The 22,626-nt window shown below is 47.9% G+C and carries 16 protein-coding genes; 5 read left to right on the top strand and 11 right to left on the bottom strand.

Translation table 11 applies throughout. The annotated features are described in order from the left end of the window. The first annotated feature begins 91 nt into the window (after nucleotides 1-91). The 3 genes from KOD92_RS03955 (at nucleotide 92) to KOD92_RS03945 (ending at nucleotide 5,290) form a co-directional block, all read left to right on the top strand. Nucleotides 92-1,192 (top strand): helix-turn-helix transcriptional regulator, encoded by a 1,101-nt coding sequence (locus tag KOD92_RS03955; RefSeq protein WP_215232204.1) that lies wholly within the window; start codon nucleotides 92-94, stop codon nucleotides 1,190-1,192. 110 nt (nucleotides 1,193-1,302) lie between these two features. After that, nucleotides 1,303-3,675, top strand: a complete 2,373-nt coding sequence (locus tag KOD92_RS03950; RefSeq protein ID WP_215232203.1) for a glycoside hydrolase family 95 protein — start codon at nucleotides 1,303-1,305, stop codon at nucleotides 3,673-3,675. A gap of 94 nt (nucleotides 3,676-3,769) precedes the next feature. Beyond that, nucleotides 3,770-5,290 (top strand): FAD/NAD(P)-binding protein, encoded by a 1,521-nt coding sequence (locus tag KOD92_RS03945; RefSeq protein ID WP_215232202.1) that lies wholly within the window; start codon nucleotides 3,770-3,772, stop codon nucleotides 5,288-5,290. Nucleotides 5,291-5,920: 630 nt separating this feature from the next. On the opposite strand, the gene KOD92_RS03940 is transcribed toward KOD92_RS03945, so the two are convergent. From KOD92_RS03940 to KOD92_RS03910, 7 genes are all read right to left on the bottom strand, one after another. Beyond that, a complete protein-coding gene (locus KOD92_RS03940; RefSeq protein ID WP_215232201.1) occupies nucleotides 5,921-7,234 on the bottom strand; it encodes an acyltransferase family protein in 1,314 nt (437 codons plus the stop codon). Nucleotides 7,235-7,464: 230 nt separating this feature from the next. Further along, nucleotides 7,465-8,904: a TolC family protein gene (locus KOD92_RS03935; RefSeq protein ID WP_215232633.1), complete on the bottom strand. Its 1,440-nt coding sequence runs from the start codon at nucleotides 8,902-8,904 to the stop codon at nucleotides 7,465-7,467. Beyond that, complete coding sequence (locus KOD92_RS03930) at nucleotides 8,894-12,100, bottom strand: efflux RND transporter permease subunit (protein WP_215232200.1); 3,207 nt, start codon at nucleotides 12,098-12,100, stop codon at nucleotides 8,894-8,896. Before KOD92_RS03930 ends, KOD92_RS03935 begins: the two co-directional genes overlap by 11 nt. Nucleotides 12,101-12,128: 28 nt before the next feature. Continuing rightward, a complete protein-coding gene (locus KOD92_RS03925) occupies nucleotides 12,129-13,211 on the bottom strand; it encodes an efflux RND transporter periplasmic adaptor subunit (RefSeq protein WP_215232199.1) in 1,083 nt (360 codons plus the stop codon). 68 nt (nucleotides 13,212-13,279) lie between these two features. Continuing rightward, on the bottom strand, nucleotides 13,280-13,690 hold the full coding sequence (locus tag KOD92_RS03920) for a hypothetical protein (protein WP_215232198.1): 411 nt from the start codon (nucleotides 13,688-13,690) through the stop codon (nucleotides 13,280-13,282). Nucleotides 13,691-13,945: 255 nt separating this feature from the next. Then, nucleotides 13,946-14,890 (bottom strand): nitrilase family protein, encoded by a 945-nt coding sequence (locus KOD92_RS03915; protein WP_215232197.1) that lies wholly within the window; start codon nucleotides 14,888-14,890, stop codon nucleotides 13,946-13,948. Between the two features lie 81 nt (nucleotides 14,891-14,971). Next, entirely contained in the window at nucleotides 14,972-15,358 is a 387-nt protein-coding gene (locus KOD92_RS03910; RefSeq protein ID WP_215232196.1) for a barstar family protein, read from the bottom strand. Nucleotides 15,359-15,422: 64 nt separating this feature from the next. Between KOD92_RS03910 and KOD92_RS03905 the strand changes: the two genes are divergently transcribed. Further along, entirely contained in the window at nucleotides 15,423-16,178 is a 756-nt protein-coding gene (locus KOD92_RS03905; protein WP_215232195.1) for a beta propeller repeat protein, read from the top strand. An 18-nt stretch (nucleotides 16,179-16,196) separates the two neighbouring features. Here the strand turns inward: KOD92_RS03905 and KOD92_RS03900 are convergent, their stop codons facing one another. The 3 genes from KOD92_RS03900 to KOD92_RS03890 form a co-directional block, all read right to left on the bottom strand. Then, nucleotides 16,197-18,815 (bottom strand): ABC transporter permease, encoded by a 2,619-nt coding sequence (locus KOD92_RS03900; protein WP_215232194.1) that lies wholly within the window; start codon nucleotides 18,813-18,815, stop codon nucleotides 16,197-16,199. After that, nucleotides 18,812-19,147 carry a PadR family transcriptional regulator gene (locus KOD92_RS03895; protein ID WP_215232193.1) on the bottom strand — a complete coding sequence of 112 codons (336 nt, stop codon included), beginning with the start codon at nucleotides 19,145-19,147 and terminating at the stop codon, nucleotides 18,812-18,814. The genes KOD92_RS03900 and KOD92_RS03895 overlap by 4 nt, the downstream gene beginning before the upstream one ends. A gap of 106 nt (nucleotides 19,148-19,253) precedes the next feature. Beyond that, complete coding sequence (locus KOD92_RS03890; RefSeq protein ID WP_215232192.1) at nucleotides 19,254-19,781, bottom strand: hypothetical protein; 528 nt, start codon at nucleotides 19,779-19,781, stop codon at nucleotides 19,254-19,256. 234 nt (nucleotides 19,782-20,015) lie between these two features. Here KOD92_RS03890 and KOD92_RS03885 point away from each other — a divergent pair, with 234 nt between their 5' ends. Then, complete coding sequence (locus tag KOD92_RS03885) at nucleotides 20,016-20,969, top strand: ClpXP adapter SpxH family protein (protein ID WP_215232191.1); 954 nt, start codon at nucleotides 20,016-20,018, stop codon at nucleotides 20,967-20,969. 119 nt (nucleotides 20,970-21,088) lie between these two features. Here KOD92_RS03885 and KOD92_RS03880 read toward each other — a convergent pair whose 3' ends face one another. Beyond that, nucleotides 21,089-22,453, bottom strand: a complete 1,365-nt coding sequence (locus tag KOD92_RS03880) for a glucuronyl esterase domain-containing protein (protein WP_215232190.1) — start codon at nucleotides 22,451-22,453, stop codon at nucleotides 21,089-21,091. Nucleotides 22,454-22,626: the final 173 nt, after the last annotated feature.

Below are 22,626 nucleotides of genomic sequence, written 5' to 3'. Positions count from 1 at the left end.
AGTATTGTTTAAAAACAGTCTAAATACAGACTACTTTTGCGCAAAGGTATCTTTTGGAGAAGTGACCGCGATGACGGTAAAAGGAGAAAAAATGACGAATCAGGGAGAAATGACGCGCGTGGAGCCGGTGGAGCAAGTGGTAGGAATGAAATTCTGGCAGTTTCCGGATTTTGCTTCGCCGGAAGGGGACGAGGTGACTGAGCGCAACCTTGTTTACGACGACGCGCGGATAGTTGGAGTAGGGAAAGAGCTGATCATGGAAGGTGTGTACGTATGGTACGGGAAATTCCACGTGCGTTCCTCCGATCCGCTGCCTGTCCGAATGCTGGGATCACACATTCAGATGAATTTCAGCTTGCAAAGCGTTACTACCTATTTCTCCGAGGCTTCGACAAAACCTTTTGTAAAATTCCGCTCGCAGCAGCATAACCTTTTCTTATTGCCGCAAAAAGACATGCAGATACAATGGCGGCCGCAGGAGGATGTGGAAGTCTTTGCTATCAACCTCAGTACCGACTTCTTTTTCAACAACTTACCTAAAACGCACCCGCTTTACGCGCATTTTCAAAAGGGTATCCGCTCGCTGCTGCCTGCGTTTATGAGCTGGCGCAATATGCCCGTCACTTCCAGGATGATCTCCTCACTGTTCGAGATTCTGAATTGTACATATAGTAATTACCAAAAAGGGCTGTTTATCAAGGCGAAAGTTATCGAGCTACTCGCGCTGCAATTTGAGCAATATGAGCAGCTTCCGGCACCTGATATTACCATTGCACTGAAAGAATCAGATGTCGAGAAAATGCACCTGGCGCGGCGTATTTTGACAGAGAACCTGGATAAAAGCTGGTCGCTGAAAGACCTCGCGCATCATATCGGCACGAACGAATTCAGCCTTAAAAAGCATTTCAAGGAAGTTTTCGGAAAGCCCGTTTTTAGTTACCTGCACGATCTGCGGATGGAAGCTTCCATGCAGCTGCTGCAACAGCCCGGCACGAGGATCTCCGAAATTTCACAAAAGACCGGCTACAAAAACCCGACGCATTTTACCGCTGCATTTAAAAAATACTACCAGGTACTACCCAACAAAATCCGCCTCGGAATGCTTAATCTGGTTCATTTCGTGGGATATGTGAGCCAGCTTTGTGCGGAATTTGCCGAGGGAATATCGCTGGCAGAAGTCGCGCCGCTTTAAAAAGGAAGTCCAAACTTGTTTCAGAAAATTCAATATTACATCACCGGGATGCAGTAGTGCTGCGCCCGGCGGATGTTTTATGCATTAAAGGAAATTAACCGATTGCCAAAATGATCTGCAAAAATATCCTGCCGAGTACGCTTGCTGTTTTACTATTTATCGTCTGCCTAACCCCGCAAAATGCGTGGTCTCAAAATCCGTTGCGCCTCTGGTACGACAAACCTGCCCGGCAATGGGAGGAAACGATCCCGCTTGGTAACGGGCGGCTGGGGATGATGAGCGACGGGGGAGTGCAGCGCGAAAATATCGTACTCAATGATATTACACTCTGGTCGGGTGGGGTGCAGGATGCCAATAATTACGAGGCGCACAAAAGTCTGCCCGAAATTCGCAGGCTGCTCCTGGAAGGAAAAAACGACGAGGCGCAGCAGCTGGTCAACAAAAATTTTGTGGCGAAAGGCGCGGGGTCGGGGCATGGCGACGGCGCGGATGTACCATTCGGCTGCTACCAAGTTTTGGGAAATCTGCGTATGCAGTTTGAATACAAAAATGTCGATTCTTCAAACATTCAATTTCAAAATTACAGAAGAGAATTGTCGCTGAATGACGCGGTGGCGAGTGTGGTTTATACCGTCAACGGCGTGACTTACCGACGGGAATATTTTACGAGTTTTGGTGATGATATCGGTGTTATAAAATTATCCGCTGACAAGCCCGGCAACCTGAACCTACGCCTCAGCCTCGACCGTCCCGAGCGATTTCAAACCATTATTAAAGGTAATAACCTGGAAATGTCGGGCCAATTAAACAACGGAACGGACGGAAAAGGAATGCGGTACCTGGCCAAGGTCCGACCGGAGGTGAAAGGCGGAAAAGTAGCCGTTTCAGGTAAGGAATTAGTGATTACCAATTCAAATGAAGTCATTCTGTACTTTTCAGCAGGAACAGACTTTAAGGTCAAAAACTTTGAATTTGAGACGCAGAGGCTGATTGATGTCGCGGTGAAAAAATCTTACAGTGTTCAGAAACAAGTACATCTGTTAAATTATCAGAAACTTTTCAATCGTGCTAACTTTCGCCTGGGAAAGGCTAAAATTGATGATATCCCTACTGATCAGCGCCTTTTTGCCTATCAAAAAGAGCCTGCATCGGATCTTGCGCTGCCCGTTTTGTTCTTTCAGTTCGGCAGGTATCTTAGCATCAGCAGCACGCGCGTGGGACTGCTTCCGCCGAACTTGCAAGGCCTATGGGCAAACCAGATCCGCACGCCCTGGAATGGCGATTACCACCTGGATGTGAATGTGCAAATGAACCACTGGCCCGTGGAAGTGACCAACCTTTCGGAGCTGAATTTGCCGCTGGCCGACCTGGTAAAAGGAATGGTAAAGCCGGGAGAAAAAACGGCCAAAGCTTACTACAATGCAAACGGCTGGGTGGCGCACGTGATCACGAATGTGTGGGGATTTACAGAGCCGGGCGAGGAAGCTTCCTGGGGCGCGAGCAACGCAGGGTCGGGCTGGATTTGCAATAATTTGTGGGAGCATTATGCTTTTACAAATGATAAAAATTACCTCAAAGAAATTTACCCGATCCTGAAAGGCTCCGCGGAGTTTTACAGCAGCGCATTGGTGAAAGATCCGAAAACGGGCTGGCTGGTGACCGCGCCTTCGATCTCGCCGGAGAACACATTTTATCTTGCCAATGGAAAAAAGGCGGCGATATGCATGGGCCCGACGATCGACAACCAGATCACCCGGGAGCTTTTTACAAATGTGATCACAGCCTGCGAGGTGCTGGGATTGGATGCGGATTTTAAAATTTCTCTTCAAAATAAACTGAAAGAACTGCCTCCGCCCGGTGTAGTGGCAAGCGACGGCAGACTAATGGAGTGGCTTGAAGAATACAAGGAAACGGATCCCAAGCACAGGCATATTTCCCATTTGTACGGACTTTACCCGGCCCCGCTGATCACGCCTGAAAAAACGCCTGAGCTGGCAGCGGCTTCTGCAAAGACTTTGGAAGTGCGCGGGGACGATAGTCCGGGCTGGTCGAAAGCGTATAAGTTGCTGTTTTGGGCAAGGTTACACGATGGTAACCGTGCAGATAAATTGCTGAAAGAGCTGCTTATGCCCACTTTACAGACCAATATGAATTATGGCGGCGGCGGGGGCGTATACCCCAATCTGCTGTCGGCAGGTCCGCCGTTCCAGGTCGACGGTAACTTCGGCGGCACCGCGGGCATTGCCGAAATGCTGATACAAAGTCACGACGGGTATATAAATATCCTCCCGGCCATTCCCGATACATGGAAAGCCTCGGGCGAAGTGAGAGGATTTAAAGCGAGAGGCAATTTTGCCGTCGATTTTGAATGGAAAGACGGTAAAGTCACCGACTACCGGATTTCCTCCGAAACTCCCCGAAAGGTAGTGGTGAAGGTTAATGGGGAGAAAAAAGAGATCACTTCCGCTGCATTGCCGCATTAGCCCGATTGTTCCCGTTCTATCAAGCATGATTATTTAAGAACCCGTCACGAAATAGCTGCCGGGTGGGTGGCTGGATGCAAACAGAAACCGGGAAATGAGTTTAACCAATATTGCCATTATAGGTGGCGGAGCGTGTGGAATATCAGCATTTATAGAGCTTTTTCTGGAATTCAGGATCGCGAAAAGTCACAAGGATGTCAGCATAACGATCATCGAGGAGAATGAGGAAGTTGGGAAAGGACTTGCTTTCGGGACCAAACAACCGGGTCATATTCTCAACACTCAGGCGGATCTGATGGGGATCCATTTTACCGAACCACAGCATTTCAGCGATTGGCTTATCGAACACGAGGCGAGGATAGGGGACGAAGTGGTTGATAACCAGGGAGAAAATCGCGCATTTACGACCAGACGGTTATACGGGGATTATTTAAAAGAGCAATTTGAACACTACTTTCAGCTTGCGCAATCGGAGGGAATGGAAGTAAATGTTATCCACGCCAGCGCAAATAGGGTCAGCAAGCTCGAAGATGGATTTGAGATTCATCTATCTGAAAATCAATCACATAAGTGTAGCATTCTGTTGCTCGCCCCAGGTACGCCGGTTGCCAATAATTACCCTGAACTGGAAGATAAGGAGCATTATTTCGGCTCTCCGTGGCCTTCTTCGCCGCTTCTGGAAAAAATCCCGAAAGATGAAAATGTTGGAATCTTAGGGTCGAGTCTGAGCGCTATTGATGCGCTGATGACTTTGACGGATAATGAATATACCGGTAAAATAACCTGCTATTCGCCCGATGGTCTGATGCCGAGGGTACAACCGGAATTCCCGCAAAAGGTGGAGTGTAGGTTTTTGACACTCAGAAACCTGCATGAAATCCAGCGAAAGGAGCTGAGGAATCCGACGGTAAAGGAAATTTTCAGACTTTTTATGCAGGAAGCGGAAGATAATGCGGGTGGAAAAATAGACTGGAAAGCGACTGAACGGATCGGAAAGCCGGCCGGTGAGCTCCTGAAAGAAGATATTCGCATTGCCAGGGACGGCGGCGACGCACTGATCAATATTCCCTATTCACTCCGTTACGAAAGTTCGGAAATGTGGAAGTGGCTGGACGAATCGGAAAAGCTGAAATTCAAGAAATGGCTTGGTGCATACTGGGGCGTGAGCCGTCATTGTATGCCGCTGGTCAACGCGGAGCGGGTGAATCAATTGTTTGAAAGCGGGCAACTCACAGTGATTTCAGGTTTGAAAGAGGTGATTTTTGATGATGAAAAAAATGAATTTGTGTTGACTTCCGAGAAGGGAGAAAAATTCTCTGAAAAGTATCTGATCAATGCAACGGGTCCGGCTTCGGCGGTGAAAATGATGAAATCAGAACTGATGCAAAACCTGTCGGAGGACGGACTGGTAGAGCCTGAAAAGGCGGGCGGGATCAGGATCAATACCGAAACCATGCAGGTGATCACCGGAAATGACACTTACTCGAATTTCTACGCAGTCGGACATATTACAAACGGACTGCTGCTGGATGTGAATGCGGTTTGGTTCAATGTCAAAATGATCGGTAAATTATCTCGTCACCTTACTACCCAGCTCATTGGAAACCCTTCTTGAACTCTATAAGGAGCTTTTACCGGTGATGGCATTTATCCCGGCGGGCTATCTGATCAGCAAGAAATTCGATTTCAATTCGGATTATGTCAGCAAACCGCTGATCAATGTGCTGCTCCCACTGGTGGTTTTCACCAACATGCTCGATGCCGAACCTTCGAAGCTGATCGTACTTCCTATCCTGACTTTCCTGCTTGCGCTGGGCATGAATTACGCGGCAAAAGGCATTCAGAATAAGCTGGGTAACGAAACGGATCCGCTGCTTTTGCGAAGCTCGTTTTCATTTTTCAATATCGCATTCTTCGGTATCCCAACTGTCACTGCCCTTTTTGGGGAAGATAAAGTAAGTGTCCTGATCTGCATTTACCTTGGTTCGGCACTTTACGGCGACACGATCGGCTATTACCAGGTTGCGAAAACGAAGTACGATTCGGGCAAGGCGCTGAAAGAAATGCTGAGTATTCCGTTTTTGTACGTTTTTGTCGCGGGCGTGATCTGCAAGATTGTTGGTTTGGAAACGCCCGATGTTGTGAAGCCTGCTTTGAAAGTAGTGAGTTTCATGGTCTCGGCGGCAGGTATGATGATCGTTGGGTTTCAGCTGGCCAATGTGAAATTTAAAGATATAAAAGTGCCTTATTTCGCAAAGCTGCTAGGTTTTCGAACTATCGCTGCTGCTTTGATCCTGGCAGTAATTGCATTGGGCGCGTCGCTGGTAGCAAAGGATCTGGAAGAAGAGGATTTTAAAATGTTGATGCTCGTGCCGCTGTTTCCCGTCGCGGCCAATGTGACCGTATTTGCAGCTTTTCTCAAAGCCGACGAAGAACAGTCTTCGCTGCTCGTTTTCCTTTCGATGATGCTCTCCGTGGTTCTAGTGTCGATCGCTACTGTGTTTATGATGTAGGCGGGCTTCACGCGTGCCTGCTGCCTTTTTGATCTTAAATAACCGATAACCGGAAGCTCAATGCAGGTCGTAATAAGCCACGCGGAAAAAATGCAAATGGAAACGGTTACGATTAATGCAACGTACATATTGAATTGGCCGGCTCCCGCCAGGGCGTCCATTATTTTCAGACCGACATACTGGTGGATCAAGTAGAGGCAATAAGATATTTCTCCGCAAAAAATCAGGACTCGCTGTTTCAGGAATTGCAGCTGTCCGTGGATGAAAAGGATGAAAAGTATGTGAAACGAGATGATCAGCACGCTATGCTCCCGCAGGCTAACGAAATGGTGCGCCGGGCCGCCTTTGTCGTGCAGATAAATAGAAGCTGCCATCGAAATGATCAGGTAAGATGATCTACGAAATGTCCAGCCCAGACTTTTGATCCGGTAACAAACAATGCCTGAGAAGAACAATGGAAAGTGATTAATAATCTGCACCTTATTGGTGATAAAATGGTAAAAGCCGGGATAAAAGCCTGCGTTACTGTGCAGCAGCACGATAGCCGCAATGCAAGACAGTCCAACCTCTTCGATCTGGCCGATCCAGCCAGAGAACAATAGTGCGGCCACGCCTAGGTAAAATGTCAGCTCAATAACAAGTGTCCAGTAAGAGCCATCGAGGTATTCATGCCCGAAGAAAATCGGGACCATTGTTGCATTGGCAAGCAGTTCGTTTGTCGAGGTACTCAGGGGTTCAATAGTTTGTTTGACCAGAAAAGTCAGCAGCGCACACAGCCAAAAGGCAGGGTACAATCTGACATACCGTGATCTTACAAACCGGCCAGCAGTACTCGTTTTGGATGCGCTCAACAGGATCACGAACCCACTGATCATGAAGAAAAGATCCACTCCGGTGACGCCAAACCGGAATTCCCATCCGAGCAGGGTCTTATTGGTATTGATTGTAAAATGAAATAGCATCACGCTGACGGCCGCAATACCTCTCAATGCATCCAGCTCGTAATATCGTGTTTTTTGGTTTTTTGTAGTGTGTCTGAGATTCATAGGACTATCCGCCTACGCGTTTTTTATCTGAAAAATGTGCTAACAACTGCGTAAAGGAAAACTAAACAACAGCATTGTTTTACAATACAATCTTCAAATGTCCTATCGGCTTGGCGCTAGTTATCAAACGTATCGACGGTGATCCCGCGGCAAGCAGTTATTACAAAAAGCCCGGAATGTGGAATTCCGGGCTTTTGATCTATTATTCAAAGTATCTCTTTACGGCAATGCTAATTCCAACCCCCGCCAAGCGCCCGGTAAATATTCACCGTCGCATTCATCTGCTGCATCTTGGTTTCGATCAGGTCAAATCTAGATTCCAAAGCCTCGCGTTGCGTTAGTAAAACTTCCACATAATCCGCTCTTGCCGAAGTGAAGAGGCGGTTCGCGATGTTGGTTGATTCGGTTAATGCAGCCACTTCCCGTGTTTTGGTTTCAAAGCTTTGTTGCAGGTTGTTAATGTTCGATAACTGGTTCACAACCTCGATGTAAGCATTCAAAACCGTGCGTTCGTAATTGTAAATCGCCTGAACCTGACGCGCGTTGGCGCTTTTATAAGTTGCCTGAATCGCGTTCTTATTGATCAGCGGGCCAGCGAGATCGGCCACCAATGTCGACATCAGCGATTTTGGCACATTACCCAGATAAATCGGGTTAAACGCTTGTAAACCTACGGCTGCATTCAGTCCTAATGAAGGATAGAAATTCGCTCTTGCAACCAGCACATCCAGTTTCGAAGCTTCCAGATCCTGCTCCGCTTGTCTCACATCCGGACGGTTCTCCATCAATTGTGAAGGAATCCCTGCCTGGATCACTGCCGGCACCATGGTCTCGAAATTTGTGCTTGATCTTAAAACAGGCTGTGGATATCTTCCTAAAAGGAAATTAATCCGGTTTTCTGTTTCGACAATGCGCTGACGAATGGCATACTGGCGGTTTTGCGTGTTCAGCACTTGTGCCTCAAACCTGCGCACAGCCAGCTCGGTAACCCGCGTGGCTTCTTTCTGCATTTTCACGATACGCAATGCATTGGTTTGAATCTCAATGTTCTGCGTGACAATGTTCAGCTGCGTGTCGAGTGCCAAAAGCTCATAATAGGAGATGGCGATCTCGGAAACGATGTTGGTCATCATGAAATTTTTACCTTCCACCGAAGACAAATAGCGGTTCACAGCAGCCTTCTTTGCATTACGCAATTTGTGCCAGATATCCACTTCCCATCGTGCGTAGGCGGCCACAACGAAGTCGGGTAATGGCTCAGGCGTTTCTCTGCCGGGCTTGATTTCCGTAGTTGCTTCGCTGGAACCCACTTGCGTGTAACGGCCTGCTTTTTCAATGCCGGCTCCGCCTCTCAAACCCACGAAAGGCAGATATTCCCCTTTTCGGGCGCGGATCTCGTTGCGGGAGATCTCAATTTCCTGCAAAGTAATGTTCAGCTCCTGGTTGTTGTTTAACGCTGTGTCAATCAGGGCGGCCAGTTGCGGATCGGTGAAATAATCCTTCCATTTCATCTTGCCCACATTGCCTGTGGAATCAGCTGCCTGACCATTGTAGGCAGCTGATAATGTTTTGTTAGGAGATCGCTGGACCTGAGAAGGGGCGTTGCAGGCGGTGTAGGTGAGGGCACTTAAAGTGATCCCCACCCACGTCAATATTCTTTTATTGCTCATCATTTTGAGTTTCTTGAGTGTGAGGGAAAATGTCGACTGCGTGAACGAATTGTTCGGTAAGCGAGCCGTCTTCCTCGTCTTTAATCATTTTTCTGCCGTCGGCCAGGGTGCCAAATATGTAGTACAATCCTGGGATAATGATCACCCCGAAGATGGTCCCGAAAAGCATCCCGCCCATCGCTGACGCACCGATTGTGCGGTTACCGATCGCACCGGCACCTGTTGCAATGATCAATGGGATCAAGCCGGCAACGAACGCGAACGACGTCATCAAAATAGGACGGAAACGAACCCTGGCACCTTCGATAGCAGCATTCAGGATGGTTTCTCCCTGTGACCGCTTCTGGACGGCAAACTCGACGATTAGTACGGCGTTTTTACCCAGCAACCCGACGAGCATGATCAAGCCGATCTGCGCATAAATGTTGTTTTCCAAGCCCATTAATTTGAGCAAAAGGAAAGAACCAAACACCCCAACCGGCAATGACAACACCACCGCAAAAGGAATAATAAAGCTCTCATACTGCGCTGCCAACACGAAATAAACGAAGGCTAACACGATTGCAAACACAACGAGCGACTCATTTCCACGGATCGATTCGTCATAGGAAAGACCTTCAAATGCAATGTCATATCCCTGCGGCAATGTTTTGGCAGCCACTTCGCGGATCGCCTGAATGGCATCGGCTGTGGTGTAGCCTTTGGCCGGAAGACCCTGGATCGCAGCTGAATTATAGAGGTTGAAACGCGTGATCTCGTTAGGGCCCTGGCCTTTTTTCAATGTCATGAATGAAGAGTAAGGCACCATTTCGCCTGCGTCATTTTTCACAAACAATTTCAGTAGATCGGAAGGAAGCCTTCTGAAACTCGGGTCAGATTGGACGTACACTTTGAAGAACTGGTTGAACCTGGTGAAACCCTGCTCATATGTACTACCGATCATAATGTTCAGGTTGTCCATCGCTTTTCCAATCGACACGCCTTTTTGCATTGCGAGCTGGTTATCGATCTGCAATTCATACTGCGGATAGTTGGCTGCGAAGAATGTGAACAAGCCCGTAAGCTCAGGACGTTTCGCAAGGTCATCCATGAATTTCTTGTTGATCTTGTCAAACTCTGCGTAATCCGTGTCAGAAGTTTTATCCAAAAGACGCATGGAGAAACCGCCGGATGTACCAAAACCCGGGATCGCTGGTGGTTCGAAGAATTCGACTACGGCACCAAGACCGCGCGTTTCTTTTTCCAGTTCTTCCATGATCTCTTTCACATTCTGCTTGCGGTCGTGCCAAGGTTTCAAATTAATCAAACACGTTCCGGCATTGGAACCTCGGCCTTCCGTCATGATCTCATAACCAGCCAGTGACGAAACCGACTCAATTCCTTCCACTTCTTCGCATATCTTTTGAAGACGGCGGGAAACTTCGTTGGTTTTTTCCAAAGTGGAACCCGGAGGCGTCTGAATGATCGCGTAGATCGTGCTTTGGTCTTCATTTGGAATAAAACCTGCGGGCAGAATTTTGTTTACAAACACAATCCCTGCACAGAAGCCTAGTAACACAACCCAGGTTACAACCCTACGGCTAACAATGCGTTTCAGCAGGCTTACATATCTTCCTGTCAGCTTATCAAATGTTCTGTTAAATGCATCAAGCCCTTTGGTAAGTAAGTTTTTCTTTTTCTGGTGACCGTGGTGATTTTGAAGCAGCATTGCACACAAAACCGGCGTCAACGTCAAGGCGATAAGGGCCGAAATAACAATAGAGCTGGCCATGGTGATGGAGAACTGCCGGTAGAATGTGCCGACCGGACCAGACATGAACGAGATCGGAAGGAATACCGAAACCATAACGGCTGTGATCGCAATAATGGCACCGCTGATCTCACCAAGCACTTTTTTCACTGCATTAAAAGGCGATATCCCCGGCTCTTCCTCAAACTTCGCATGGACGGCCTCGACGACGACAATCGCATCATCGACCACAATACCAATCGCAAGTACAAGCGCAAAAAGCGTAATCAAATTGATCGAAAGCCCGAATGCCTGTATGACAAAGAATGCTCCGATCAGCGAAACCGGCACGGCCAGGATCGGGATCAATGTGGAACGCCAGTCGCCAAGAAATATGAATACAACGAGCGCAACAAGGATAAATGCATCCCTTAATGTGTCAATAACCTGCTCAATAGACGCGTCCAGGAATTGGGAAACGTCATAACTGATCTTGTAATCCACGCCCGGAGGGAAGGATTCTTTCATCACATCCAGCTTCTTTTTCACCTCTTCAATTACGTCGCTCGCGTTACTTCCGTAGTTTTGGCGCAACACGATCGCTGCCGAAGGATGGCCGTCGAGGTTGGAGTAAATGTCAAAAAATTCTGATCCAAGTTCCACTTTCGCAATGTCACGCAAGTGAACGCTTTCACCCTGTGCATTGGCGCGGACAATGATATTTTCGTATTCTTCGGGCTTGTCGTAACGACCTTTATAAGTAAGCACATATTCCAGCGACTGTGCAGCAATACCGGAGCTTTGTCCGATACGACCCGGGCGACCCACGATACTTTGTTCGCCCACCGCCTTCATGACTTCTTCCGTAGAAATATTGTAAGCACGCATACGCTCCGGATTCAGCCAGAGACGCATTGCATATCTTCTTGATCCTAAGATCTGTGCTCTTGCAATCCCTTTGGTCCGTTGGATTTCGGGGATCATTTTTACCGTTGCGTAGTTGAACAGGAATTTCTCGTCAATGCTTTTATCTTTTGAATAAAGATTGACATACATCAACATACTAGGCTGAACGGGCGAGATAATAACACCTTCGCGCTGAACGAGTTCCGGCAAAAGCGGCATAACCTGGTCAACCCTGGTTTTTACCCGGATAACGGCCACGTTCGGGTCGGTGCCGGGCTCGAAGATGATCCTGAGCGTCGCCTCCCCCGCACTCGTTGCATCGGTAGCAATGTACCGCATATCCTGAACACCGTTAATGGCCTGTTCAAGGGTAATTAATGTTGATTTTACCAATACATCGGCACTCGCGCCAGGATAGGCGATGAAGATGTTGACGGTTGTAGGGGCAATGTCCGGGAACTGGGAAATGGGTAATTTCTCAATCGCCAGGATGCCTATAAATACGATCATGATCGAGATCACGATTGCAAATACAGGTCTTCTTATGAATTGATTAAACATGTCGTTTTGTGCTTGTTAAGATAGCGGACTATTCGGCGTACAGACTCAGATTGGAAATCACAGAATCAGGCTTTACGAAATTGGAGTGGATCTTTTCGTTCTCTTTTACCTGACGCAAACCTTCCAGCAGGATTTTATCATCCACTTTCAGACCTGATTTCACGACGAAAATGTGCGGAAGCTCTGCTTCGATTTCGATTTCCCTCGAACGGATCTTATTGTCTTTATCCACCACATACACGTATTTCTTTTCTAAAACCTCGAAAGTGGCTTTCTGCGGAATCAGCAAGGCATTTTTCATCGGAACGGTTACTAAGACATTCCCTGTTTCACCGTGTCTCAGCAACCTTTTTGGATTAGGGAATGTGGCCCTGAAAGCGATGTTACCAGTCTCATTATTGAAATCGGCTTCAATCGTTTTCACTGTTCCGGAGTGGGGGAACATTTGGTTATTGGCCATACGAAGATTCACATGCAGCATGCCGGCTGTGGCTTCGTTCGCTTTATAGTCAAGATATTCGGCTTCGGGAACATTGAAGTAAACCCACATTTCGCTGTTGTCAGACAATGTTGTCAGCAAATCGCCTTCATCCAGCAAACTTCCCAGCCTCACCTGAAAATGATCCATAATACCATTGAACGGAGCACGGATTTCAGTAAAGCCCAAATGTGTCGTAGCCAATCCGAGTTCTGCTTTTGCCTTATCCAGTTTCGCCTTGGATAGTGCCAGCTCATTTTTAGAAACCACATTGCTGTCCGCCAGCGACTTGGTATTCTTAAATTCAATTTCTGCAAAATTGGCTTCCGCCTGTGCTTTCTGTTGTTCAGCCTGATAAAGCATCGGCATGATCTTGAACATCAGCTGGCCTTTTTTAACCGTCTGGCCTTCATCCACATAGATATTCTGTAAATAACCTCTTTCCAAGGCACGCAGCTCAATGTGACTGATCGCCCGGATCTGACTTACATATTCTTTTGTAATCAGCGTATCCCTTTGCAGGGGGCTGGTAACCAGGAATTTAACGTCTTCTTCCTTTTCTTCTTTTTTGGATTCACAAGCTGTGTTGAGCAACGTTGCACACAGACCAATGACCATGAGAATTCTCTTCATGATGTTATGCTATTAGTATAATTGATAGGTAAGTAGTTCTTGTGGAAAAAGCCTGATAGGCTATTATTTCAAATCCTGAATACCCTGAGGATCAGGTATCTGCGGGTTGAGGAGCGAAGCCAGTGTGTACAGGGGGTAATGCACTTTGCAATGAATACCGGACGGAATTCGATTGCACTTTTGTAGAAATCTGTGAAGTAGCCACGATAGCAGCTATACGTTTTCGGGAGAAAAAGGTTTAGGTTCTCCTCTTCTTTTTCCTCGAAAAAAACCTTGTCCCGTGATTTGCGGTCGCCGATCCCGAAGCCGGGAAGCAGGTTATGGTGATGGAAATTGGTTTCAAGAGCAGCGCCAGCCTGGTGGATTTTCTGCTGTGCATATTGGACCATCCCCTCATGCGCGCTGGCGGTCACGAAGAAATGTCCGCTCAGCAGGAGTAGTAACAGGGGAATCGCGTTTTTCCTGAATGCCTTTATCATCAGATCAGAAAGACTAATTTGACGATATTCAGGTACTGTGCCGCTGCGCCGGCGAGCTTGTATTGCGAAGCGATTTTGTTCATGTTGGAGTGACCTTCTAAACTTTAATACAAAAACCGCTACTCGCCCTTAATAGGGCGTTAAAAGCAAGTTAAAATGGCATTAAAATTTCACGAAGGTCGCAGCAACAACCGGCTATTTGCTCAGTACCGGCATGTTACTCAGGATTAATATGAATTTTCCGCGATGAACATCTCAGCTCAACCACGCTACTTTTTGTTCCGGGCTGTGTTCCTTGCCGATGATGTCTTTATATAAGTCCGGTCGACGGGCTTTTCGGTAGCGGTGGCCGCCCGCCTGGGTCAGTTTTTCCGGTGTGCAGGTTGCGATCGCGATGTCGTCGCCGAGGTTTCTGCATTCAGCGATGATATCTCCAAAAGGATCCAGGATCATCGAGCAGCCGTTTTTAAGCTGGTCATCGTCCATTCCGATCGGGTTTGAGAAAATGGCGTAGATCGCATTATCATAGGCGCGTGCGGGCAGCCACTTCATCAGCCAGGCGCGACCTTTCAGCCCGTCAAATTCCAACCGGAGCGAAGTCGGGTCTTCGTGGCGCTTTTCCCATAAAGCCGGGTCGGCAAATCCTGCGCCCGGGCGTGTGGAAGGCGTCATCATCGTCACGTGTGGCATAAAGATAATGTCAGCACCGAGCAGCGCCGTGGCGCGGACGTTCTCGACAATGTTGTTGTCATAACAGATCAGGATCCCGCATTTCCAGCCGTAGAGATCAAAAACGACATATTCGTCGCCCGGCGTCAGGTGCCCGTTGATAAACGGATGCAGCTTTCTGAACTTGGCTAGAAGCCCGGTTTTATCTACGCATACATAAGCTTTGAACAGGTTTCCCGCTTCGTCTTTCTCAAAAAGTCCGGCTAGTATTGCAATATTATTTTTCGCAGCGATGCCGATCAGCGCCTGGATACTTGGGCCGTCGGGAATTAACTCTGCGAGGTCCGTCAGTTGCGCGCGGTCCAGTTTTCTTGCAAAAGAATACCCTGTAACCGAGCATTCATGAAATGCGATCACCTGTGCGCCCTTTGCCGCTGCCTCGGCCGAAAGTCTGTCGATCGCTTCGAGGTTATACTTTTTGTCGCCGCTTTTGTTCTCAAACTGGGCCGTCGCGATATTAATGTTTTGCATGTCAGTGTTCTTTTTTTTGGGTCAATTTGAAAGTCCAAAGATTCTCAAAAAATCAGACGAATAGTCGCCGGTCGCGAAGTTTCAGTTTTTCAGAGCGATATTTTTATGCTCCGCAATGATATGCATGATCGTGTCGAAATACGTCTCGCCCGTCCCGTTTTCCAGTGCAGCCAGTTTTTCTTCAAACAGCACTTTATTGAACGGGGAGCCAGGTTTTAATTTTTCCAGAAAATAAGCTTTGGTGGCTTCATAACCCAATGCAGCCCGGCTTTTCTCAATATCCTGCCACACGACTTCGACTCTTTCTGCATTTCGTATTGCTCCAAATCCGCCGTAAAGCAAATCGTCAAATGCGTCCAGGCTGGGTCCGATCTTCCAATTTTCATCCGCCATAAAAACGCGGTTTATCTCATCATAAAAAGAAGCAATATCTTCTACCGAGCTGCCGTTGATCACCAGTTGCATCATTATGAAAAAGTTAACATTTTACGTCCTATTGACTGACGAGAAATTTATAATTATGTTTAATACTATGAAAACATTCCTTTACTGTTTGGCTTTTGTGGTGGTATTGTCCTGTAAAAACGAGGGGCCAGAAATAGTAACCCAGCCCGATACGGTACTCGACGAATACCAGGACTGGTATACGCTAAAAGCACCTGTCGATCGCCAGATTGCGGGTGTATGGGGCGATTACGACAAAACGGTATTAATCTCGACCATGTTTCAGATATTTCGCACAACGGATCACGGTAAGCACTGGGAGCAGGTATACGAGCAGAAAACTGGTATGTTCGGCATTGTGCAGTTTCAGGATACGCTGTTCACAATGAATGGATTAAGTACTCAATCCAAAATGGGCGATCAGCAACAGATATTGACGAATGCGGACAATTTTAGTGTAGACGATGGTAAAACGTGGCACCGCTACGTTGCGCGGAATCCGATATTAGGGGGCATTCCGGAATTCGAGTCCAAAGACAAATTCCGTGTAAACCCGATAGCAGGGCCGGGCGCGCTGACTTATGAGATTAACAGAGTTTTTCTGGACGGGCCCAATGCGACCACCGGTGTTTTCGAGACGCCCGGGGTGATTACTTCGACCGGCCGGCGGATCGATCTGCCGCAGCTCCACCAGCTGCAAAGCCTGTTCCTGGATGATCAGCAAAGGCTTTACATTACCGGCAGCGACGCGGTTTGTTCTAATGCGAAGTCGGGTGTTTTCAATTTTTGCAATAGCAAAGCCGGGCGGGGCGTGGTGTACATTTCAAAAAGACCGCTACTTTAATCGTTTGCTCCGCGATTACTATTCACTTTTCAAAACCTTCGCCGGATTGTTGCGCGCCGCCTTGACGGTCTGTGATCCGATCAGTAGAAAAGCGAGCAGCATGACGATCAGCGAACCTCCCAGCATATCGGTTATGCTGATCGCCTGATGATAGGGGAATTTGGTAAGTACCACCTTGTCGAAAAATAAATAGGTAACCGGCAGTGCGATCACGGTTGAAATCACGAGCAACAGAAGAAATCCTTTGCATAGCAGATAGATCAGTCCCGTTTCGCTGGCGCCCAGCACTTTGCGGATGCTGATCTCTTTTAATTTGGTTTCTGTTGTGAAAACGACCATTCCAAACAACCCCAGCGACGCAATGCAGATGGCTAGAAATGCGATGAAACCGATGATTTTAAGTATTAGCGAAAACTGCGCGTACGCTTCTTCGATTTGCTCGTCGTAGATTTTAGCATCCAGTTCATGCACCTTATCGAGCTTCCGCCACACTTTTTGAATGCTCTCCAAAGTCGCTGGTAGGTCTTGGGAAACGATTTTCACATTCAGATACCTGTCCGGCTCGCTGGAATAGCGAAACATCACCGGCTCGATCCGGTTTTCGAGTGAACCGTAATGAAAATCCTTCACGACGCCGACGATTGCCAGCTGCTGACCGCTCACAAAAACGATCTTTCCCAATGCTTTCTCAGGATTTTGATCAGCAATATTAAATCTTTTCAAAACCTGCTGATTGACAATAATCTCACTCTCTTTCCCCTTTTCAGGCCTCGCCGTGAAGTTCTGGCCAGCCAGGAATTGATGCTGATGCAGCGGCAGGTAATGTTCGTCGACCTGGTTTTCCCAAACCAAAGTTGAATCTGTTTTGTAAGTAAGGTTTGTGCCGTGTTTTGAGCCCAGACTAGTGATCATCATAGATTGCGAAATGCCTTTTACTGCCGGGATCTGCGCGAGTTCTTTTGCTAAAATATTTCCTTTATTGCCTTGCAGGCGCAGATTAATGATGTTTTCAGTCTTGAAACCCAGATTGAATGTAACCAGTCCCTTGTACTGGTTGTAGCCGATCAGCGTGGCCGCGATGAATATAAGCGAGAGCGTAAACTGAACTACGATCAGCACTTTCCGGATCCCGACGCGGCGGAAAATCTTCATGCTGGAAGCGTCTTTCATCACATGCAATGCATTCATTTTGGAGAAAAACAATGCGGGCATCAAACCCGCGGCAATACCCGTGATAACCGCCAGCAGAAGGAAATATAGGATGTTTTGAATAGAGATATTGAGTGAAAAAACGTCGGCAATGTGCTTGTCCAGACCTAGAAATTCTTTACGCAAAACCATAAATAGCGCGAACGAAAATACCAGCGCCAGCAACGCTATGATGACGGATTCTGCCATAAACTGACCCAGAACGTGACTTTTTTGTGCGCCGATGATCTTCCTGATCCCCACCTCGCGAGACCTGCGCATAGACCGGGCTACGGAAAGATTGGTATAATTGAAGCAAGCTGAAAGAATGACCACGATCGCCAGACCGCACAGCGTCCACATCACAGGCGGCGCGAAGGTGGGGCCGATATTGTTCATAAGCGATCCGCCAAGTACAATATCCTTCATCGGCTGCATGGAAACCGATACTGTCCGGTTTGTGAGTGTTTTATTTTCCTGCTTGCTCAGCCGGTCAAGCGCGGGTTGCAATTTGGTCGCATCAATGGGTTCGGGGAGAGTCACATACACATAATTTTGCCAGATATTGGCCCAGCTATGCAGGTCGGCATCCTTGTGTCCGGCGTCGATCGATGACAGCGAGATCAGTGCCTGAAAATTGATATGAGAGAGTTTCGGGACGTTTTGTACAACGCCTGTCACCGTATAAATCGTTGAATCAAACCGGACCGTTTTGCCCAGCGCATCCGATTCGCCGAAGAGCTTTTCTGCTGTTTTTTCTGTCAAAACGAGGGACTGGGGCTCTTTGAGTGCTGTTTCAAGATCACCTTTTAGCAGGGGGAATTTGAATACTTTGAGAAACGAATTATCGGCCCAGGTCGCCTCGATCGGAACGGTGGAATTACTGACTTTCGCATCGCCCGAAAAACCAACGCGCATTGCCGTCACGTCTTCAATCGCAGGAACCGACTCTTTGATTTTCTCGCCTACCCGAATCGAGGTTGAAGCCAGATTGGTCTCCGACGTCTGCCCATTTTCCACCGTTTTCGTGATTATGCGGTAAGTCCGGTCTTTTTTGTCCTGAAAATCATCGTACGAATACAGGTCACTGACAATCGAAATCACCAGCAGCCCAACCGACATACTGACCGCAAGTCCGACGATGTTGATGAGGGAAAAGAGTTTGTTGCGGACCAGGCTCCGCCGGGAAGTCTTAAAATAGCTGCCGATCATAATCCAGTGGATGAAAAAGTGGAAAAATTCTATTTTCCGAATGGTATAAGGTCTGAGGAATTTGAGTACGTCGAGGATATAGATCAGCCGGGCGCTCCTGATTCCTTTACGGGCGACATTGCGCCCGAAATATTCATTGAGATCGCCTTCGAGGTCTTCGAGCAGGCGCGGGCGGCAATACCAGTGTAAAAAGCGGGTGGCCCAGCGGGGTGGGGTGGCTTTCGGTTGCTGTTTCATATCGAACCTTCCAGATTAAAGCCAGGAATGTTCCGCCAGATATTTTCGCGCACTTCTTTCGACTTCACAAGCGCGACTTTTCCCGCGTGGCTTACCTCATAAAAGCGTTTCCGTTTTCCTCCCCGCGCGCTTGTCGCCTCGCCGAGCCGGCTCTTCGCCATTCCCTTCTCTTCAAGCCGGTTGAGCGCCGAATGTACCACACCCAGCTTGGCAGTGCGGCCGGTGTATTTTTCAAGCTCATCACATATTGCCACGCTGTATGCTTCGCTGGCCATAGAGGCGATCGTCAGCAGGACAAGCTCCTCAAATTCCCCTAAATTGGCTCCTTTCATCTATTCAATCAAACATTTTTATATTATCACCAAATGTATGTAAAATGAGTTTATTAATTTATGTTTTGTATGTAAAATAGTTTTTTGACTTCTGAAACTGTTGATACTACTGATATTCAAAGTAGGACTCGTTGTCGGAAGGTTTACGCGACGGGGTAAGGAATACGGTTTTGTTAACCTGGTTGCGTCTTAGCTCTTTCCTGTTGTACTTGATCGCCAGGACGAGTAATGCATACGCTGCCGGCATCCCAATAAGTGGTCCGAACGATGAAGGAATGTAACGGATGGATGCGAGCTGCCCGAGGATACTTCCGCCGATAATCGCTGGCAGTATCGACCTTTTGACTATCCTGACTTTTGCAATAGAAGTGATGTCTTCGTATCTCAAAAATCCGCCGCTCCCTGCCAGGAAGGGATTCTTTTTGATAGAAATCCCGTCTGTTCCAATTACTTCAACCTTTCCGAAGTAGTACTGTGAATTCCGGTCGACCCTGCTGCTAATGCATTGTATAAAATCGCCGCGTTTAATGATCTGCGTTTTGTCCTTGAAAGTCAGATTGAGTTGCTGCGCACCCGCGCTCGCCGCTGTGAACAAGAAAAATGCAAACTGCATGGTTTTTAAGGCGTTGCTCATAAGTAAAATGCGCAGTATTTTGTTGCAACTCCGCAACAAATATTTATAAATCCATTCAACGCACACTAAAAAAACCGGTTGTAAAGTACACCTTGCCAGTTGCGTTACGAATCTTCCGACGGGATGTCCGACTTTTCAAATTTAAAGTCGAATATTCAACGCAACTATTTCGTCCTCTTGGACTGTTTCAAATAAGATGCTAAATTTCAAAGGCGTCTGAATGTAAACCGTATTATGATAGAAATAAAGAATAGTAATCCGCTGTTGTGTGACATCGAAACGGGCATGTGTGAAATCGACGATGCATCGGTAAAGCTGGAAGATACATCGATAGCTGCTGCCGATAAATTGGTGAAAATCATCTATTTCACAGACCCGATCTGCTCTTCTTGCTGGGGTATCGAGCCGCAACTCCGTAAACTTAAACTTGAATATGGCGAGTATATTCAGGTGGAATACAGAATGGGCGGGCTCCTGCCTGACTGGAATTATAATAGCGGCGGCATCAGCAAACCATCCGACGTGGCGCCCCACTGGGACGAGGTAAGCGAGCATTATGATATGCCTATTGATGGCGACGTTTGGCTGGAAGATCCGCTGCATTCGTCCTATCCACCCTCGATCGCATTCAAAGCGGCGCAGTTACAGGATGAGGGTAAGGCGCTGCATTTGCTCCGCGAATTGCGGGAAATGGTTTTTTTGAAAAAGATCAATATTGCAAAATGGGAAAATCTGGCAGTCGCAGCTAAGGCGGTTGGCTTGGACATGGAGGCTTTTGAAAGAGATTCTAACGGAAATGCCGAAGCTCTTTTTAAAGAAGACCTGAATTTCGCTGCGTCGCTGGGAGTCCGTGGTTTCCCAACCATGTTTTTCGCCGATCAGGAGGGTAACCAGGAGAAAGTGTATGGTACCAAACCCTATTCAGTATACGAATCGGCGCTGCTGAAACAGCTTCCCGACGCAGTCAAAAAGGATATTGATCCTACCTGGAAAAATCTGTTCGGCAAATATAAAACCCTCACTTCCAAAGAATTTTCCGAACTCTCACAAACCCCCCGCAACGAAACCGACGCAATCCTGCAAAAGCTGGTTGACGAAGGGAATCTTACGAAGTTGGTTAGTAAGAATGGGGTGCTTTGGATGAGGGGAATTACCCCCCAACCCCCTGGGAGGGGGCTTTTCGTTTGACCTAGTGAACAACGCAAAGTCCCCGTATTCGTCGGTTTATCGAACCAAGCAAAGTCCCCTTCAGGGGATTTAGGGGAAAAATTGCCCAAACGCCCAACCCAGATTACACTCGGGCGCACCTACAAACCCCAATACCGCGACGCCCAGGCGATCCAGGTACTCCAGTTCGGGCCGGTGCTGTGCCCGCCTGCGTGTTGGCGGTAAGCAATATCACCGTCGATAAGCGGCATACCTAATAGGGGGTATTCGGTGGTACCCATGTCTTTTTTGCCTAATAAACGATACACCGGGCCTGCGTGGACGGCTGCGAGAAACATTCCTTTGGCGTCGCCCCATTGCCCTTCCACTTCCGGGGAACCGGCGCTGATGAATATTGGCCGGGGGGCGCAGAGTGCCACTAATTGATGGGCGTCCACCGGGAGATCATCGGCAGTGAGCTTGCTGGCATATTTGATAAAAGTACCTGAAAACCAGTGATAGGCGCCCGAAGAAGCGAGATTTTCGACCTGTTCACCAAAAACCCTCTTCAATAGTTTCACGCCGCCCGCACCCGATGATCCGATGAAACCGAGTGCGATGCGCGGCTCAAATGCCATCGCTACAGCCGCGGCTTTTCCATATCGCGACAGTCCCTCTATTGCCAGTTTTTTCGTATCAACATCCTTATCGGTCTCTAAATAATCGATCACGCGGCTCGCTCCCCAGCCCCAGGCCCGCAGTGCGCCCCAATCTTCCGGTTTCCGGTGCGCACCTTTATTCACAAGTCCGATAATACCGTGGGTAAGCCCCGCACCATTATCCGCCTGAATGCTGGCCGGCGCAATTACGGCATACCCCCAGCCGCGGGAGATCAGCTGCTCCTGCCAGGTCGGTTCGCCGGCTGAGCCCATACCGATCGCCTGAACGTTGCCCGGGTTAAACTGGGAGCGGGGGAAACTGAACTCAATCACCACAGGGACAGCGCCTTTTGCAGCCAGCGGCGTCGCCAATATCAGACTGATCTCGACCCGAATAGCCGGATAAGCTGAGTTGTCCACGATACCTTTCAAAGTTTTTTCCCGGATCGCCTGGTTGCCTACCAAAGTGTCCTTTGTTGAAACGAGCTGCCATTTTACAGCAGGAATATTTGCAGGCATTCGCCCGTATATTTCACTTTCAAAATCCGCGACGATTTCCGGTCTTCTTTTTTCAAGCCAATCTTTTGCATTCTTTACTTTCTGTCCGTTCTTCAAAACCAGCGGATCTGGCAATATGTATTTGTTCACTTTTTCCTCCGAGCTGTTGGCTGCATTCGGATCCTTTGGGTTGCCGGAAGGACCTTTGCGAAGCTGATCTGCGGCGATGCCCAATTGTTGCAGCATATTGTTGTGATCAGCGACCGTGGCCTGTTTCAGACTGTCGCGCTGGGCAGGGGTAAGGTTGGATTGCGCCAGGGCTGAAAAGCTGAGGCAGCTCAATAAAAGAATGAATTGTATCGATCTCATGTGCTTAAGAAGACGAAAAAAACCAGTAACACCCGCAATCAACTTAGAATTTAACTAATTCACGACGAATTTGTAAGCTCCGAAGGTAGTGCGCCGGGCAAGAATAGAATCTGGCACGAACTTGCTTTGAAAACAATATGTATAAAGTGAGGTAAAAGGTTCGTTTCTTTCTG

It is taken from the genome of Dyadobacter linearis (assembly GCF_907165045.1).
Lineage (GTDB): Bacteria > Bacteroidota > Bacteroidia > Cytophagales > Spirosomataceae > Dyadobacter > Dyadobacter linearis.
Note: the sequence above shows the minus strand (reverse complement) of the source record. Positions and strands in the feature narration are given on the sequence as shown.